Genomic DNA, 17,878 nt, shown 5'->3' with positions numbered 1-17,878 from the left:
CCCCTCCCACACGCCAGGCCCCTACCCCTGCCCGACAGCCCCGACAACGGCGCAGCGCACACCAACCACCCCTGGGAGACAATGACTTCCCCCCATGCGGACTCCGGCGACGCCTTGTACGCGACCTCCCCCCGCCACCTCGCCGGCCCCGGCGACCCTCGCCTGATCACCCAGCCCCTGCAAGCCGCCGACTGGATGAACCACTCAAGAGCGGACACCGCGCACTTCATCTACACCAGCCCCGGCGGCGGGCTGACGGTGGCCCTGCGCCCCGTCCCCTCGGCGTACACGCCGTGGTGGCATATCACCGGCACCCACGACCGCCAGCCCTGGAGCGCAGAATTCGGCGGGAACACCCCCTGCGAGATCCTCGCCGAATTCACCGGCGCCCTCCTGCACCCGGCCCCCGACACGTCCGCCGACGTCTGGCACCTGCTGACCACAGCCGGTTGGCGGTACTACGGCTGCGAGCAAGACGACGAAACTGCCCGACACCCCTCCGGGTCCCTGGCCCTGTCCCGGCACACCGGCCTCGGTGCCTCATCTGCGGGCTCCTGGACCGCCGAAGCCGCCATACACCTCGGCTCCTACTTCTGGAGCGCCGAGTTCCACGGTGTACCCCCGCACCTCATCACCGCGTTCGCCACCGCCCTGGCCCGCTCCGAACCCGTTCAACGGGCCAAGGGCGCGGTCCCCGACCCGTACGTCGTCATCCAGACACCCGGCGAGCCGCACGAGACAGCCCCGCTCACCGCCACGGGTCGGCCCCACTCCGTCTCCCCCACACGGCCAGTCACTCGGCCCACCGCCCGCAGAGCGGGCCGTTGACCCCTCCCGCGCCTGGATTCACGCCCTTCAATGACCACACCACCCCACGCCCCGCTGTTCGACATGCCCGCACCACCGACCTGCGTGGAACGGCTGTTGGCTCTCGCCGACCGCTACGCCCAGCACAACGACACAGCGCGGAAACCCACACATCCCCCGACGGCCACTGCACTGTGCGCCACGTGCCGGACGCCGAGACTGCATGGCAGGTGCGGCACTCGGTGCATGACGGCTTCGACACCCACTGGACCGCGACCTTCACCCAAGACACGCCCCAGGAGCTGATCGCTCAGTTCTTCGCGCACCTGTCGACGTCCGAGCCAGTCGAGCGCTCCTTGCGGGAGATCCCCTGCCTAGCCCGTGACATGGGCGACGCCCTGATCACCCCCGTTCGCGGCGCGGCCGTCAACCCACAGGTCCACCACGCCATCGCTCAAGCCCAACACACCCAGGCCCGGCGCCGCTGACCTTCTCAACCTCCCCGCCAGAAAACATGACTGCGCCCTCACCCTTCGCTGTTCCCGAACGCCTGCTGGCCCTCGGCACCGAGTTCACCCGCCACCACGACGCCCTCTCGGCCATCACACTGCTGCGCGGCCCCGACCCCGCCAGCAACCTCAGCCGGCACATCCCCCGCACCCAGGCCCTGGCCCGCGGAGCACTGGACGTGCCCGACCTGCTGCGCGGCCTGATGCTCTACCGCTCCCCCGCCATCCTCGCGGGTCTCGCCCGAACGAAACAGCTCGCCGCCCTGGCCACCGCCGCCGCCGACCACCTCCTGGACGCCGTCGACTTCCTCCACGACGCCCACCGGCCCACCACCGATCCCGAGGACATGGCGACGGCCTACCGGCGGGCACTGCTGGAGGCAGGCCAGCGGGTGACCTTGGCACTCCAGCTGACCGCGCTCGGCGCCGAGGACTGCCTAACCGCTGCCGACACCTTCGCCCGGCAGATGCGCCGCCAGCACCTCACCCCCAATCACCGGCCACCTTCCCTCTCGCCCACTCAGCACGCGGCGCTTGAGGCCGCCGCCCGCGGTGACATGACGCTCGACCGCCTCAACGACAAGCCCTTCGTGCGACGCGGCGACGCCCGGGTCACCATCAGCACGATCCGCTCCCTGGAAGCCCGCGACCTCGTCAAGCGGGAGGAATGCCCCCTCCTGCTGCACGACCAGCGCATCCACCTCACCACCGAGGGCTGCCGCACCCTCGCCGCCACGCTGGGCCGCCCGCCCACTCCCGCGCTTGCCACCCCCCGCATCGCCGCGCCGCTCGCGTCGAACACCAGCCGCCCACAGGCGCGTTGAACGCCAACCTGAGCCGGATTTCCCCACGCCCACGACGCGACTACCGGCCTGTACCCGCCGCAGCAGCGAGCCCTGCCCCTGCAGAGCGCCCAAGGCGCCCGTGGCACGCCGGCGACCGTTCACCTTCTGCGCCCGCCCGGCCCATGCCGTGCCCCGCACGCGGCCGGTGACGGCTCAGCGTCGCCTGCCACCCGCGCGGTGCACGCCGTACCACCGGCCCCGTTGCTCGCTTTCCCCCCGCCCCGAGGTCTCCCTGTGTCCCCATCCCCTTACATCACCGAGGTGTTGACAGCGTTCGCCGCTGATGGCACCCCGTTGGCCGTCTACCGAGACGCCCCGGCCCGCCCGCGGCCCGAAGGCACGACGATCGTGCTGGTGCACGGCGCGTCGGTCACCGCGGACCTGTGGCGCCTCCACGCCCGACACCTGACCGGCCTGGGCTTCAGCGTTGTGCGCTACGACCAGCGCGCGCACGGCCACACCCCGCGCGGCCGAGCACCGCTGACCATCGAGCAGCTGGCCGACGACCTGAACCAGATCCTGCTTGCCCTCGCCCCTACCGGGCCCCTGGTGCTCGCCGGCCATTCCCTGGGCGCACTCGTCCTCCAGGAACTCACCGCCCTTCAACCCCAACTCCTGCCCCGAATCCGGGGCATGGTGCTGCTGTCGGCCACCGCACGAGGGGCAATCATCTTGCCCGGCCGCAGCCCGCGCGCCCTGCTTCTGGCCGCCGGACGCAGCCTGTTCGCCCTCGCCTGCACCCACGCGCCCCAGGCCGTGGACCGGGTGCGACGCCTTCTGCCCGACACCAACCGATACACCCTCACACCCCGCCCCAACACCGGGCCGGGAGATAGACCGCCGTCGTGCCGCCACGGCGTGACCCACACCCCCACCGCCGATCTCGCCACACTCTGGCAGTCCCTGCGCGACTACCGGGCCCGCCACCTGCCCGGGCTGGAGCAGCTCGGCGGGCGGCTGCTGCTGATCGCCGGCGCGGACGACCGGCACATCCCCGCCGCCCACACCGCACAACTGGCCGACCGCCTCCCCAGCGCCGGCCTGGAACTCCTCCCCCGCACCACGCACGCCCTGCCCATCCGCCACCCCGCACTCATCAGCGCCCGCATCGCCCACCTCGCCGTCGGGCCACACCCCCACCCTCACCTCCCCCAGGACCCATCATTTCCGAACTCCCCGCTTTCCGAGCAATTTCACTAGGTGCCGGGATTCAATCCAGCGCCATGCTTGCCCTGTCAGCCGAAGGAATTCTCCCGAAGGTCGACTATGCCATTTTCGCCGATACAGGATGGGAACCCAGGGCCGTCTATTCACACCTGGACCGCCTGGAACGCGAGATAGCCGAACCCGCAGGTATACCCGTCCTCCGCGTCTCCTCCGGGAACATCCGCAAGGACGCCTTGAACCCGGATCACCGCTTCGCCTCGATGCCCCTCTACATCCTCAACAAGGATGGCAGACCCGGTATGACCAGGCGCCAATGCACCGGGGAATATAAGATAAAACCGATCAAGAAGAAGGTCCGGGAACTTCTCGGATACCCCTACCCCGAGCGAATACCCAAGGACGTTTTCGTCGAGCAGTGGGTGGGCATCTCGACCGATGAGTTCCACCGGGCTAAGGATGCCGACGTCAAGTACATGCGCAACCGGCACCCGCTCATCGATCTCAATTGGTCCCGCGCGGACTGCGTCCGTTACCTGACCTCCATCGGCCTGGCGCATACACCAAAATCGAGTTGCCTCGGTTGTCTTATGTGGAATCGGAAGAGATCATCTTGCCGTCCACGGGCAGCTCAGACCTCAGGCCGTTTCGTGTCGATTGGCGCGCGCTCCAGCCATCAGGAGCAGCACCCATGCCGACGTCGCTACAACGAAGATCGCGATGAGTGGCGACAGGCTGCCTCGCTTGAGGAAGAAGATGAACGACTCTGGTCCGTTCGTCAGCGCCACCAGGCCCAACAGTGTCAAGGCACCGGTGGCGACTATTCCGAACAGCCGCTGTGCCCAGTAGCGAGCTACGGATCGGGCTATCACGCGGTCCCGATGGTTCATCTTCGTGCCTCCTCGCGCTCGATGGGTCAGATCCTGTCAGCCACGCGCTGTCGCGGCTACAAACCCTTACCTTGCAGTCATGGCCCCGATCCCGTGGGGCAAGTTCCCCACTGTCGCAGAGCATCAACTGGCTCGCCGGTGGCTGCAGTTCACGGCGAACATCGGCCGGGCCCCCAACACCATCGACGCGTACGGGCGGGCGGTCGAGGACCACCTGCGGTTCTGCGCCGTGGGAGGAACGGACCCATTACTGGCCCGCGCGGACACCGTCGCAGCCTGGATCAGGGACATGCTGGACCGGCCCCTTCGACGTCCCGCGAAGGGCCCACGCCGGGCCGATTCGGGACTCGCGAACGCGACCATCCAACAGCGCCTGGTGGCCGTCCGATCCTTCTACGAGTACCTGGTGGAAGACGGGCTGCGTGAACAGAACCCGGTTCGGCGAGGACAGGCAAGCCGTGGTGGTCGCAGACCCCGACAGGGCCTCGTACGACACGTCGAACAGGCTCCCTGGATCCCCAACGAGGAGATCTGGCAACGGATCTTGACGGCCGCGGCTGAGGAACCACTGCGCAACCGGCTGATGGTCACGCTCGCCTACGACGGCGCACTACGCCGCGAAGAACTCGTCCAGCTCGACGTCGAGGACTTCGAACCCGCACACCGGCTAATCCATCTTCGGGCGGGGACCACCAAGTCCCAGCGAGCCCGGGAAGTGGCCTTCGGCACCACCTCGTCCCGACTGTTCGTGACCTACCTCACCGAGCGCCGCACGATGTTCGGCCGGATCGACGGACCGCTGTTCCGCTCCGTCTCGAACCGCAACTACGGCGCCCCGCTGGGCCCTTCCAACTGGTCGAAGACCGTCGAGCGCATCGCCCGCAAAGCCGGGGCTGCCCGGCTGTCCACCCACACCCTGCGACATCTGCGGCTGACCGACCTGGCTCGTGCCGACTGGACCATCGACCAGATCGCCCATTACGCCGGCCACCGCGATCTCGCAACCACCATGCGCTACATCCACCTGTCCGGACGCGACCTGGCCGCCCGTTTCCACCGCGCGAACACCACCATCCACGCCGACCGCGAACGACTGCTCGCCTCACTGCTGGAGGAGTCATGAACCCAGCCGACACCGGCCAGGCACCACCCGGGGCAATGACACGTGAGGCCCTGTTCGACCTGATGCGCCCGGTCGACGAGGCCGTACGAGAATGGCCCCGCAAAACCGGCCGCGCCGCCCGCAACCGGGTACTCGACACGGTCCGCACCCGCGGTCTCACCTACCGGTCGTGGGACGAAGCCACCTGGGCGGAGGTCTCCCGCACGGCCGGCCCGGCCCGTCTGCACATCGCGGCCCTCGGGCACCGCCTCGGCGGGCATCACCGCCTGCACCACACCGCCGGAATCAACCAAATGCACCGGCTCGCGGACCTGGTCTTCGGCCCCGGAGCCACCGAGCCCGCACTGCACGAGGTCGAGCAGACGCTGAGTTCCTGGCAGACCTCCCCGCACCTGCTGGAGTGGCAGGTCGGCAACGCGGTCCTCGACGCCCTCCTCAGCGCCGGAAGCCCTCGCCTGGAAGACCTCACTGACACTCTGGTGCGCCAGCTGGTGGCCGAGTACGACACGGTTGCCGGCCTCAACAGCCGACGCCGCGGCCTGATCAAGCTCTCCCGGGTGCTCGCGAGCAAGGGCATCATCCCCGCCCCGGTGCACAGCAACGAAGGCAAGGCCGGTCCCCGTTCCGACATGCTCTCCACCGTCCCGCCCCAATGGGCCGAATGGGCCCTGCGCTGGCGGAAGTTCTCCACGCACGAGCCCGGCACCATCCGCTCCATGTTCTCCGTCATCCTCATCGCCGGACGCTGGGCCGCAGAAAAGCACCCCGATGTCATCGCGCCGGACCAGTGGACCCGGGACATGGCGGCCGAGTACGTCGCCGACACCATGCAGGCCACCGTCGGTCAGTGGGCCGGCCACAATCGCAACCGCAGCCGCTTCGGTCAGCCCATCTCCCCCGGCGGCCGGGCCGCACGGATCGACAGCATCCGCGGGTTCTTCTGCGACCTCATCGAGTGGGAATGGATCAAACCGCGCTTCGACCCGCGTCGCGTGATGAGCATGCCTGTGTCCCTGCGCGCCCAGATGGGGCCGAACCCCAGGGTCATTGACGATGCGTCATGGGCCAAGCTCATGGCCGCCGGGCTGACCATGAACGCCGAGGACCTCAAGCCGTATGGCTCCGGCCGGGCCCGCGAAGCCGGCTGGAAGGCCACCTACTACCCCGTCGAGATGGTCCGGGCGATGGTCGGCGTCTGGCTGTTCGGCGGCTGCCGCGTCGACGAGATCCGCCGCCTCGAACTGGATTGCGTCACCTGGGATCAAGGCACCGACGACACCACTGGCGAGCCGTTCACCATCTGCCTGCTGCACATCCCGCAGAACAAGACCTCCCGGCCGTTCAGCAAGCCGGTCGACCCGATCGTCGGCCAGCTCATCGACGCCTGGAAACTCCTCCGCCCGCCCCAGCCCGACCTGATCGACCGCAAGACCGGGCAGAAGCGACCCCACCTCTTCTGCCACCGCGGCCAACTCGTCGGCAAGGACTACCTCAACCACAACATCATCCCCGTCCTCTGCCGCAAGGCCGGGGTCCCGCAGACCGACTCCCACGGCGCGCTGACCAGCCACCGCGCCCGCGCCACCATCGCCACCCAACTCCTCAACGCCCGCGAGCCGTTGACCCTCAACGACCTGCAGCAATGGCTCGGACACAAACACCCCGCCAGCACCCGCTACTACGCCGAGATCCTGCGACGCACCCTCACCGCCGCCTACAAGAAGGCCGACTACTTCGCCCGCAACGTCCGCACCATCCAGGTCCTCATCGACCGCGAGTCCATCCTCACCGGAGCCGCCGCCGGCGGCGAGCAGCCCTGGAAGTACTACGACCTTGGCGAGGGCTACTGCAGCTACGACTTCTTCGCCAAATGCCCCCACCGAATGGCCTGCGCCCGCTGCCCGTTCTACGTCCCCAAGCAGTCCACCCGCGGCCAGCTCTTGGCCGTCAAGGACGGCATCGACCAAATGCTCGAACGGCTCGATCTGACCGACGATGAACGCGAAGCCCTTGAAGGAGACCTCGAAGCGGTCACGGCCTTGGCCGAGCGCCTTGCCGACACCCCCACGCCAGCCGGTCCCACGCCCAGAGAACTCGGCACCACGGACAGCTTCATTCCTCTGACCCAGCTGATGAACACAGTGCCTCGCCCAGCGCAAGGAGACGCCGATTGACGCTCCCCGAAGTTCAATCAGCCGCGTCGCGCTGCCTCACCGCTGACACCAGTGCAGTCACCAACAGGCGACCAGACTCACAGCCCAAGCTCCAGTGGCCGCTCGGGGATTCCATCCTTGATCAACCTGGTTAGTGGACCGGCGAGATCGCGCGGCCCAAAGAGGTCCGGCCCCTGGTAGTCGGTGATCTCCGCCAGCTGCCACCAACGAAATCCCGTGATGTTCTCGGCCGCCAACTCGTCACTCGACAGCGCACCGTTCGGCCGGAAGGCAGCGGTGCGGACGAGGAAGTAGTCCTGAATCGCGCCGTCATACCCGCTCACATAGCCAGGCTCGACAACCCTCCGATGCCACACATGCGGCGGCGTCCCGTCGAGCACGAGCCCGATCTCCTCATGCAGCTCGCGACGCAGCGCCACATGAGGTGTCTCGCCGGGCTCGATACCTCCTCCTGGAGTTGCCCACACCACCCTCTCCGGAAGGGCGAACCTGCACAGCAGGATCCGGTCCTCCTCATCCAGAACGATCGCACGGACCGAGTGACGCAGGTTCAGCAAAGGCATCGGAGCACCCTACGAGCCAGTCCAGGACCGCCGCAACGCCACTCGATGACCGCCTCCACGCGGTCCCGCCTTCACCCAACGAAAGGTCACACCCCTGTCTCGATTCTCAATAACTTGTCCCTTTCACGGAAACGCGCAATGGAGGAATATCCGGGACACGAGCCCAGACGAATGGGCGGACGTGGTCGCGTTCGATGCTGCCATCCGCCAGGGCAACGCCCGCGCGAACGCCTCCGGGAACCGGCTGCTGGGCCAGGCGTTCCTGCATCGCTCCCGGGTCCCCCTCGCCCAGGCCCCCATCGATCACGTCACGGCCGCCGAGTGGGCAGCGCGCCAGCAGGAACTCGACGACCGCGCCGCTGTGGTGGAGGAGCTGGAGAACGGTGTGGTCGACGGCTGCTCTCCCTGGGCATGCCGCGGTGAAGCCGAGCCGGTGCAGGACGACTTCGGGCTGGCCTCGTGAGGCGGATCATCCTCGACCTGTTCGCCGGCCCTGGCGGCTGGAGCCACGCGCTCGCCGTCCTCGGCGCGCGGGACATCGGCCTGGAATGGGACGAGTGGGCCTGCAGAACACGAGCCATGGCGGGGCAGTTGACCATTCGGACCGACGTCGCCCGCTATCCGACGTGGATCTTCTCCGGCCGCATCCTCGGGTTGATCGCCTCCCCGCCGTGTCAGGCATGGAGCATGGCCGGCAAGCGCCTCGGCCTGGTCGACCAGCCGCTCGTCCATCAGGCCGTCGCCGATCTCGCCGCCGGACGCGACACCCGCGAGCAGCTGCTCAGCGCGTGCGCGGACGAACGGTCCCTCCTCGCGGCCGAGCCCATGCGCTACCTGCACGCCCTGAACACGGTGGGCGAGCCGGAATGGGTGGCCATGGAGGAGGTCCCCGACGTCCTTCCCCTGTGGCGGCAGTACGCGGCGATCCTGCGCAGCTGGGGTTTCTCCGTGTGGACCGGGATCCTCAACGCCGCCGACTACGGTGTCCCGCAGACCAGGAAGCGGGCGATCCTGCTCGCCTCTCGCATACGCACCGCCGAACCCCCGCCGCCCACCCACGCGAAGACCGCCGAGCCGGAGTCGCTGTTCGGGCCCGGCCGCGCCCGCTGGGTGTCCATGGCCGAGGCCCTGGGCTGGGGCCGCACCGACGGCCCTGTGCCCACCGTGTGTGCTGGTGGCGGACCCGGCGGAGGCCCCGAACCCTTCCCGTCCGGCTCCCGCAAGACCCTGGCCGATGCCCGCGACCGGGGAACCTGGCTCCACCACATTGCCCCTGACACCGTCGTGCCCCGGCCACAGTCCCGGGGAGCCGGCTGGATCGCGCGCCACGGCGCCCGCGACGACGCGCCCGCCGACTTCCCGGCGCCGACCTTCACCAGCAAGGCAACCCACTGGAAGTGGTCGCTGCGCAGCAACAACCAGGCCAACGCCACCGTGCGCCGTGCCGATGAACCCGCCGGCACTCTGTTCTTCGGCCACCGCGCCAACGAGTGCACCTGGGTCGCCGACACCACCGCCAGCCTTCCAGGCGGCGAGCAGCAGCCCGTGCCAGAGCCGATCAGGATCACCGCCCGGGAAGCGGGCGTGCTGCAGAGCTTCCCTGCCGAGTACCCGTGGCAGGGCAACAAGGGCCAGCAGTTCTCCCAGATCGGCAACGCCGTGCCCCCGCGTCTGGCCGCCCACCTGCTCGCCCCACACCTCAACAAGCCCTTCGACCCCAACGACTTCGCCCTCGCCGCCTGATGCCCCACACCCCCGATCCTGACGAGGACGAGGACGACGACGTCGACCTCGTACCGGCGCCGAAGCCGGTCCACTACGCCGAGCAGGCTCTGCTCGGCGCGCTCCTCCTCGAACCCACGCGCCTGGCCGATACCGGGACACTGGCCGCGGGCCACTTCGACAACCACTCCCACGCCAGCTTGTTCTCCGCGATCCGCGCCCTTGCGCCGCCAGACCCAGACGATCACGCCAAGGACGTCACCTGGCTCAACGCTGTCCTGGAGCACGCTCGCCCCCACGCTCCCGGCCTGACCGCCTCCTACCTCCACGCCCTCATCCAGTTCTGCCCGCAGCCGAAGCACGCCGCGGCCTACACCCGGATGATCCGCTCCGACCACGCCCGCCGGACGCTGCGCCTACACGCCGAGCGCCTCGCACAGACCGCCACCGACACCGCCGGACCCGACCCGGCAGCCAACGCCCTGGCGCAGGCCGACGCTCTCGGCCGCGTCCTGGACGACCTCGCCGGACAGTTCGCCCCACACCCCGGCTCCCTCCCCCGCACCGCACACCCCGCGAATGCCGCAAGGCAGGCCGTCGAGGAGGACCTCGACGAAGAACGCCTCCTCCTGGCGACCGCCACCGCCTATCCGGCGGAGGTGCAGCAGATGCGATGGCTGGCCGCGGAGGACTTCCTGCTGCCGCTGCACGCCGCGCTCTGGCAGTCCGTCACAGCACTGGTCCACCGCGGCGACATGATCGATCCAGTCACCGTCCTCGGCGAGGCACAGCACCGCGGACTCCTCACAGACTCCATCACCCCGCGCGACCTGATGGCCCTGATCTCCACACCCGCAGGATCACCCGAGTACTGGGGCGAGAAGATCCTCCAGCGCGCCCTCCTCGCCCGCGCCCACACGGTCGCCCAACGGATCACCGCCTACACCGACGACCCCGCCAACACCCCCCACCAGCTCATCACCGGCAGCCGCCGCGCCCTGGCCGACCTCAACGCCCTGCGCGCCCGCTGGAACCGCGCCACCACACCTGCCCCCTCACCCACCACGAGTGCACCCGCCCGGTCCGCGCCGCTTCCCCGGGCCGGCCCGCCACACCGGCCGACCGTTACGGCCGGGCGAACCCACCGATGACCTCAACTACCAGGCCCGGTCGGCCTAAACGGCCTGGCCCGGACTCGAAACGAGCCCCGTACCTCATGCCCGACAGCCCCCTCGACGCCCACGTCCGCTTCGACACCCACCCCGCCCACTCAAGCGCCGTCATCGCGACCCCCACCGGCACCCACCGCCGTACCGCCCAGGCGCTCCTGGCCGCCCGCGGCTTCGAACCCCTTGACGACGCCATGGTCCTGGCCCGCATCGACCACGAAGAGCCGTACTGGGCCGACCAGGCCGCCCAGGCACTCAACGCCGAAGGCATCACCACCGAGATCACCGCCAGCCTGCTGGAGGCGATCACCGAGGAATGGACCTGGGCGAACTACCCCATGCCCTGGTGCACCCGGGCCGAGATCCGCGAGGTCTCCAACGAAGCCCAGAAGATCTACGACGACATCCGCCACGGACGGCTCGTCATCCACGCCCACGCCGAAGACGGATGGACCACCGTCGCCGTCGGCACCTACCGCGACAGCGGAAGAAGCGTGTACCTCCACGGCGAGAACCACCTACGGCAGATCGCCGACACCTTCGACTCGCCCACCCAAGCCCTCACCGCCTTCGAATGCGCCCACGGCAACGCCCTACACCCCGGCCCCGCCCCCATGACCGACACTGAACGCCAGACCTCTCAAGCCCGCACCAGCTTCGGTTCACCTGACACGACGCCGGCCCCGGCTGTGCCGCCCGTCGAGAGCGTGCCCGCCTACGCCGCTGACCCCGGCGACCACGAGGCCCTGCTGGAGGACTTTCTTACCGAGAACGGGGACTGGGAAAAGTACCGCACCTGGGACGACAACACCACCATCGCCAACCACGAATCGCTCACCCTGCGCGCCCTCTTCGACCACGACGCCCAATCCCGTGACTCGAAGTGGACCATCGCCGCGTACGAGACACCGGTCAGCGAGCGCATGTGGCACATGGCCATCACGCCCGCCACCCCCGCCCCCATCCTGAAGACCCTGCTCACAGCCCTCGCCGCCGGAGACGCCTGGGAGACCGCGCTCGAAAGCCCGATCACCGATAAGACCGTCGCCCAGGCCACCCTTCCTCTCACCGACGCTGGCTGGACCTGCACCGTGGACGGACGCTGGCTGCGCTGGCAGACCCAACAGAGCGATGTCGGCGTGCAATTCGATGCCTTCGCCGCCCACGCACCCCACACCCCTCTCGACACCTGGACCATCTGGTCCGGTCCCAGCATCGACCACCCCACCTGGGCCATCCGCGCCTCCGGCTACACCCCGGCCGGCCTCCTCGCCGACCTCGCGGAGGAACTCGCGCACGGCACCGGGACCCGCCAGACCCGCTCCGGTCAGCCTCGGCGCGTGAAGCACATCGCCGGCAGCACGCCCGCAGCGCCGCCCCCGCCCCTCTCCACGCGCCTTCGACGCTGACACCTGTGCTCAGGCGTTGCGGGTCTTCTCACAGGTCCGGCGCTTTTCCTGAACGCCCACACCGGACGTGCAGAGGGGCGCAGCGTTGAAAAGGAACTCTTCCGCAAAGTGCCGACGGTGCGGCGATCTACCCCCACCCTATGGAGTGACGACGCTCCGGATGCGCTCGCGGTGTTTGACACCGAGGCCCCACATGAGCTGGAGTGGTGCTACCTGGCCCCTGGAAGCGGCCAGCTCCGAGTGCCGTTGAACCGACCCTGGCACTGCCGGACAACCCTCTCCGACGATCTCAAGTTCAACCACTTCATCGAACGGTTTCATGAGCCTTCTGTGCCAGGTCGGGGCACGCACCAGAAGGAGCATGATGTTGATCGAGGAGCAAGTCGCCGCCGCCAGGCAGCAGATGACGGGGGAATCCCTGCGTGCCGTACGACTGCGCGTCAAGGAACTGTCGAGCTGGCGGTCGCTCGTTCCGAGCGGCACGGACACTCAACTACTCCTGGAATCAATCCTGTTGCAGTACATCGGCAACCCGCAGCTCTCCAGCCGCTTCTCGCTCGGGATCGCCGAAGTCGTTCCCGCATCGAGCCGCCTGGACATCCGCTTCGAGCACTCCGCCTCGGTGCGCCCCGCCCTGGAGATGCTCCCCTACCGTGAGCGGGGCGAGCGGACGGTTCACGGCGCTCCCGGGCTGTGGGCCCGTGTCGTCGGCAACAGCATCGAGATCGCGTTCGCCCGCCACCCTGCCGCAGGCGTCATCGCTCTCACCACACTGGACCGGTCCGACGATGTCGAAGGACTCCTCTCCGCGTACGAAGCGTCCCTTTCCGCGCAGCGGTGTGTGCCCCTGTGGACCGTTGACCCCGGCACGCTTCCGCCCGAGAAGCTCCGCACCGGCGGCCGACGCCGCAAGCCCCAGCCCCGTACGATCATCGACGACCACCGCCCGGCCGTCGCGCTGCCCAGCGCCCTCCTTCGCCGGATCCGGCTATGGGACCGGCTGTCCGGCCACGCAGGTCTGAAGGTGTCAGCCGCAACCGCAGACCATGGCCTGGACTGGCACATCGTGCGCGAGGTCCACCAGGGCGTCTCCCTCCATGATGACCGGCTCGCCGCGATTCTCAGCGACCCCGTGGCCGGGCCGGGCCTGGTCACCGACGAAGAAGGCCACCGCTGCGATGACGGCCGCTGTGTCATGGAGTTCACCGCGCCGGCCGACCGCATGAGCGGCTGGCGCAGCGTCCTGCGGGTGGAAACCGTTGTGTCGAGTGTCCCGGTACCGCCTGTGCCGCAGAGGCCACGCCATTTCACCGCACTCGACGAGACCGCGTTCCCCAGCCACGGCGGCCTTCCTCACAACGCACCCGCCGCCCGCCACCGTTCTCAACGCTCCCGGGTCGCCGACGGCGACGAGCCGGCGGCCGGCCGGTCCACGCAGCTGCTCGCCCCTCGACTCAGCAGATGCCAGTGGGATCTGAGGGGGATTGCGATGCAAATCGGTGCGGCGTGGGCCTTGGACGGCTGCGCGGTCCTCGTCGTGACCCACTCCTTCGACGCCGACCGTGAGGTGCGCCGCCTCTACGAGCATGACGTATTCGGATGGTCCATCCCGGACCGCCCCAACGTTGTTCCATCCTTGCCCTGGCGCAGGGGCAGGCTCGTTCCCGGTAGCGGTGCACTCTTCACCCATACGGAGTCCGGTTCCCGTGCGGACGTGGGCGCCCTGCTCCAGCAGGCACGCGCTCATTTCGACTGGGCCATCTTTGTGGACTGCAACGACGACCTCGGTATGGGCCCCTACATCGAACGATCAGTGGACAGCCACTTCGTCGTGGTCGATTCCTCCGGATACCCCGAGAGCTTTGTGACCGCGCAGGCGCGCAATGGCGTCGCCGAGCACCGTGAAGTGGCCGTCACCCCTGCCGCATCGGCCATGGCCTGGCGCCAGCAACACCTCACAGGGATTCCTCTGGACCGTGTCCCCGTTTCCGGCCTCGTCCTGCGACAGCCCTCCCCCCGCGCCGACAGCACCCCGTCACCGGACTTCACCGAACAGGTGGATGCCGAACTCGCACGGTTCGGCATCCCGGTTCTCTCCCGCCTGCCCGAAGATCCCGCCGTTGCCCTGGGAGACCCGTCCCCCACCGTGCTGGACGCCGTCGACGACGCCTCTCGGGCGGCGTACGTGAAGGCGTGCACCCCTATTCGCCTCGCCCTCCGGGAAGCTGAACGGTGCCTGATCCCGCCAGCGGACCCCTGGGCCTAGAGGCCATCCATCCCAAGCTGTCGGGCAGGCGCTGGGTGAGTTGCCTGCACGCACCGGCGCGCCCGGCTCCTTGCACGGAGCAGCCAGAGGCCCGGCCGATGAACGCAGATCGGCCGCCTTCGCGTACTGGCTCATCAGAGATGGCAGATAGAGCAGCCACCCTGGTCATCGTCGGATTCGAGTGGGTCTGAGAGAGCGTCCAGCCACACCCAAGCGACTCACGGGCCCACCCCGGGGTGGCAACCCGCGTGCGGCACAAACCGACGCACGAGGGTAATCAGGAACTGCGCACTGGCGTGCTCACGATGGTGGGAGTGGGGCGTGCGGGACGCCCCATAGCGATGCTGAGCGCGGCCACTCAAAGGCCGACTGGAGAGGGGTTCACACAGATGCCTGCGCGATCTGGGCCAAGCGGCGGGCGCCGAGGACTAGAACCCCTTGCAGTACGACCTCTTCGTCAGCTGACACGCCCGATGCACGGAGTTCGCTCTGAACATACGCTTTCGCCGCATTTCGATATTCGATGCACGCCTGTCGGGTAACGCCAGCCACAACGCCCGGTGCCCGTCCGCGACCGATTGTTTCGAATTGCCGCGCAAGCCAGCGATACGCCGCAAACTGAAGACTGGGCTCTGCGGCGTCCGCCATCACTCGATCGTCTCGCAAGTAAGGACTGTCAGGATCTGAGATCATCTTCCAGGCCAGCTGTTCAGAGCCTGTCAGGGCCTCTGAAGGGATGCCCCCCTCAGCGAGCGCAGCCGCATTCCCTCTCAGCTCAGCAATCGGGCACATGGCCGCAAGGGAAACCAATCCCTTGACGCCGTTGGCACCCACCTTAGTGTAGTTGACATTGCGGTCACCCTTAATTCCGGTTCCTAGCCAGAAGTCAGGGTTGGCGAGATGGGCAACAACCCGTGCGTTCATTCGTTCGATCCAGCGATCAAGGACAGCGAATCGATCCGATGAACATTCCCACTCGCCGGCAAAGTCAGACCGGGCGATATCAAACCTGACCGCCGAAAGGAGGATGCCGCGCTGAAAGATCACGGCAAATGCGTTATCGCCAGATTTCACATTCTCGGCGATACTACGGGCGAGATCACTCGGATCATTCCCCGTGCGGGTCTGAAATGCCTGCTTTCCGTACTTGTCGAAACCAAGCCAGAGCTCCAGGGGGCCGCCGATCAGCCCTGCCGCCTGATAGCCCTCCCTCAGCTGTTTGTAGGGCTCCAACTGCAGGAGGGGACGCACGATCGCCTGGCCAACACCGCTCGCGAAGGCATCCGCAACGGCAGAGACCTCCTCAGCAGAAAATATGAAAGGCAATGCGTCGTCTTCGTACTTACTCACCCTATTACGCAGGGCAAGCTCCGACCAGCGCGAATCACCTGTAGGGCCGATGAGCGCACTCACCTTGGTGATATATTCGCGCAGCCCCTCATAGTCTGACTCGTCGCAACGATTCGGGTAGATCTGTCGGATGGTTTCATGCAATCCGAGGACACTCGCAAGATGAAGACCCCGATCGAATTTTGCCTGATCCGAGTGCCAATCGACGAGCGCCAGCGGGATTCGATCGATCGAATCTTGGCTATTGCGACCGTCTCCGACTTCCGACGTCAAGAGACGGCGCATACTTACGGACACGATGTCTTGATCATCAAGCAGATATGTGCGTGTCTTTGAGACCGCCACGGCATGCTTGTTTAGGGCGACAAAAATGCTCCTGCAGGCATGAAGTAGCCTATCCTGATCTCGAGCAGGAACGAATCCAGCCCTCTCGTCAAGAACCAAGAGAAGTACAGGAATCTTCGTGGTATCCGGCTTGAGCAGATTGGTCTGCGGTGAGTCTAGGATCCTTTTCAGGGCCAGAAAGCGGTGTTGGCCATCGAGAATCACGGCACGAGCACGCTTAGTACTCCATCGGATGAACCCGATATCCGTTCCGGGCAAATTATCGATTTGAACGGGGCCGATCGACGTACGCTCAAGATCGCCATCCGGGATTTCGGCCGGGGCGGCTGAGTCTTCAATGTAACTTTCAGCGACCGTGTCAGCCTTGTCGGGATCGACTGGTAGGAGGACGACGGTGAAGGCGTTGAAAAACTTGAGTGAGCCGGGTTGCCTCAAGTAAGTAGCGATCGGGCCGGCGGCTCGGTCCTCGTCAACCGTTCGCTGAAACAGTTCTTCGAGGTTCACAGGCTCGTCGTCACTAAATGCTAGCTCCCGAGCCAGGCGCAGGTACTGATCTGCTTCCCTGATGGTCATCGAGATGGAGAAATAGGGGACCTTCTCATCACCGATGGCGTATTCGCCTCGGACGTAGGAGTATTGGTCGGTATAAGCTGGGCGACGACGGCTTAGCGACGAAAGGCTCATGGGTTAGTCCATCTTCATATTCAGCAACGGGTGGGCGGCGCGAATGGTCAGCGACTCAGCAAAACGCACCAGCTGATCAACCTGTCTCAACTCGGGGGATGCCGCGGCGTCAAGTTCGGAGTCCGAGAAGAGAGCGTCATCGTCTTCGGAGTCCATATCGTTATCCCCGCCATCGTCCTCATCTGCGCCGTCATACTCTCCTGCGCTGAGGATATTCCTTGCGGTCGGTTCGGCCGCGCCGGCCGCCCGCAAGGCACGAGCACGTGCTTCTTCAGCTGCCACAAGCTCCGCGATATTGTCGGGTGATGTAACAGGGAGCATGAGTACCGCGCAGTCGTTTACCGTCAGCCCCAGGCGTTCAAGCTCGCCACTGAGAGGGGAATCCGTTTTCATGTGTGTCTTCAGGCGCACCGACAAGTTGACGGCCTTACCTACGTACAGCGGCCTCTGAAACAGCGTGGCACACAGAAAAGCCCATTCAAGATGCAGGTTGCGAGCCTTTATCATGTCTTCCACCCGGACAGCTGAAGCACGCGTCAGCTCAGGCGGGACATCCTGAATGAGGACATTTCTATACCGCCCAACCATTCCAGCTTCGAGTGGCTCACCACGGGGCGCACTGATTCTTGTCTGGACCGCAGAAAATACGTCTGCCGGTTCCCGCTCGAGTGCTGTCTTTCCGATATCAGTGAAGTCAAGCGTCCAGATATAGATGCCTGGCACTCTTGGTATCAGCTCGGAGCGTTCCCGTCCCATCGCCAAGTACTCGCGAACGTTCAGCACGCGCGTTTCAAACGCAGTGAACACCCATCCCCCCATGGTGCACGGACGCGCGGATCCGCTCGCTCTGCCGGAAGT

General features: G+C 67.0%; 15 protein-coding genes and 1 pseudogene. 12 read left to right on the top strand and 4 right to left on the bottom strand.

The features are described from left to right. Positions 1 to 81 precede the first annotated feature (81 nt). The 5 genes and pseudogenes from QQY66_RS33675 to QQY66_RS33655 all read left to right on the top strand — a co-directional run. Positions 82 to 828, top strand: a complete 747-nt coding sequence (locus QQY66_RS33675) for a DUF317 domain-containing protein (RefSeq protein WP_301984079.1) — start codon at positions 82 to 84, stop codon at positions 826 to 828. Further along, on the top strand, positions 825 to 1,295 hold the full coding sequence (locus QQY66_RS33670; RefSeq protein WP_301984078.1) for a DUF317 domain-containing protein: 471 nt from the start codon (positions 825 to 827) through the stop codon (positions 1,293 to 1,295). Before QQY66_RS33675 ends, QQY66_RS33670 begins: the two co-directional genes overlap by 4 nt. 26 nt (positions 1,296 to 1,321) lie before the next feature. Further along, entirely contained in the window at positions 1,322 to 2,140 is an 819-nt protein-coding gene (locus tag QQY66_RS33665; protein ID WP_301984076.1) for a hypothetical protein, read from the top strand. A gap of 255 nt (positions 2,141 to 2,395) precedes the next feature. Next, positions 2,396 to 3,361 carry an alpha/beta fold hydrolase gene (locus tag QQY66_RS33660; RefSeq protein ID WP_301984075.1) on the top strand — a complete coding sequence of 322 codons (966 nt, stop codon included), beginning with the start codon at positions 2,396 to 2,398 and terminating at the stop codon, positions 3,359 to 3,361. 23 nt (positions 3,362 to 3,384) lie between these two features. Further along, a pseudogene (locus tag QQY66_RS33655) lies at positions 3,385 to 3,912 on the top strand (hypothetical protein); the annotation flags it as partial. A gap of 51 nt (positions 3,913 to 3,963) precedes the next feature. On the opposite strand, the gene QQY66_RS33650 reads toward QQY66_RS33655, so the two are convergent. After that, complete coding sequence (locus tag QQY66_RS33650) at positions 3,964 to 4,215, bottom strand: hypothetical protein (protein ID WP_301984074.1); 252 nt, start codon at positions 4,213 to 4,215, stop codon at positions 3,964 to 3,966. A gap of 79 nt (positions 4,216 to 4,294) precedes the next feature. On the opposite strand from QQY66_RS33650, the gene QQY66_RS33645 reads away from it, so the two are divergent. Continuing rightward, positions 4,295 to 5,338 carry a site-specific integrase gene (locus tag QQY66_RS33645; RefSeq protein WP_301984073.1) on the top strand — a complete coding sequence of 348 codons (1,044 nt, stop codon included), beginning with the start codon at positions 4,295 to 4,297 and terminating at the stop codon, positions 5,336 to 5,338. Next, positions 5,335 to 7,512 carry a tyrosine-type recombinase/integrase gene (locus QQY66_RS33640; RefSeq protein WP_301984072.1) on the top strand — a complete coding sequence of 726 codons (2,178 nt, stop codon included), beginning with the start codon at positions 5,335 to 5,337 and terminating at the stop codon, positions 7,510 to 7,512. Before QQY66_RS33645 ends, QQY66_RS33640 begins: the two co-directional genes overlap by 4 nt. A 77-nt stretch (positions 7,513 to 7,589) precedes the next feature. On the opposite strand, the gene QQY66_RS33635 is transcribed toward QQY66_RS33640, so the two are convergent. Continuing rightward, positions 7,590 to 8,075: an NUDIX hydrolase gene (locus tag QQY66_RS33635; protein WP_301984071.1), complete on the bottom strand. Its 486-nt coding sequence runs from the start codon at positions 8,073 to 8,075 to the stop codon at positions 7,590 to 7,592. Positions 8,076 to 8,256: 181 nt separating this feature from the next. On the opposite strand from QQY66_RS33635, the gene QQY66_RS33630 reads away from it, so the two are divergent. The 5 genes from QQY66_RS33630 to QQY66_RS33610 all read left to right on the top strand — a co-directional run bounded on the left by QQY66_RS33630 (position 8,257) and on the right by QQY66_RS33610 (position 14,641). After that, a complete protein-coding gene (locus QQY66_RS33630) occupies positions 8,257 to 8,538 on the top strand; it encodes a hypothetical protein (RefSeq protein ID WP_301984070.1) in 282 nt (93 codons plus the stop codon). Between the two features lie 5 nt (positions 8,539 to 8,543). Beyond that, positions 8,544 to 9,818, top strand: coding sequence for a DNA cytosine methyltransferase (locus QQY66_RS33625; RefSeq protein WP_301987577.1), 1,275 nt, complete (start codon positions 8,544 to 8,546; stop codon positions 9,816 to 9,818). Next, positions 9,818 to 10,948 carry a DnaB-like helicase N-terminal domain-containing protein gene (locus QQY66_RS33620; RefSeq protein WP_301984069.1) on the top strand — a complete coding sequence of 377 codons (1,131 nt, stop codon included), beginning with the start codon at positions 9,818 to 9,820 and terminating at the stop codon, positions 10,946 to 10,948. The genes QQY66_RS33625 and QQY66_RS33620 overlap by 1 nt, the downstream gene beginning before the upstream one ends. Positions 10,949 to 11,013: 65 nt before the next feature. Continuing rightward, positions 11,014 to 12,375 carry a DUF317 domain-containing protein gene (locus QQY66_RS33615; RefSeq protein ID WP_301984068.1) on the top strand — a complete coding sequence of 454 codons (1,362 nt, stop codon included), beginning with the start codon at positions 11,014 to 11,016 and terminating at the stop codon, positions 12,373 to 12,375. 361 nt (positions 12,376 to 12,736) lie between these two features. Beyond that, complete coding sequence (locus QQY66_RS33610) at positions 12,737 to 14,641, top strand: hypothetical protein (protein ID WP_301984067.1); 1,905 nt, start codon at positions 12,737 to 12,739, stop codon at positions 14,639 to 14,641. A 381-nt stretch (positions 14,642 to 15,022) separates the two neighbouring features. On the opposite strand, the gene QQY66_RS33605 is transcribed toward QQY66_RS33610, so the two are convergent. After that, positions 15,023 to 17,020: a DNA sulfur modification protein DndB gene (locus QQY66_RS33605; RefSeq protein WP_301984066.1), complete on the bottom strand. Its 1,998-nt coding sequence runs from the start codon at positions 17,018 to 17,020 to the stop codon at positions 15,023 to 15,025. 3 nt (positions 17,021 to 17,023) lie between these two features. After that, entirely contained in the window at positions 17,024 to 17,827 is an 804-nt protein-coding gene (locus tag QQY66_RS33600; protein ID WP_301984065.1) for a hypothetical protein, read from the bottom strand. Positions 17,828 to 17,878: the final 51 nt, after the last annotated feature.

It is taken from the genome of Streptomyces sp. DG2A-72, from assembly GCF_030499575.1.
Lineage (GTDB): Bacteria > Actinomycetota > Actinomycetes > Streptomycetales > Streptomycetaceae > Streptomyces.
Note: the sequence above shows the minus strand (reverse complement) of the source record. Positions and strands in the feature narration are given on the sequence as shown.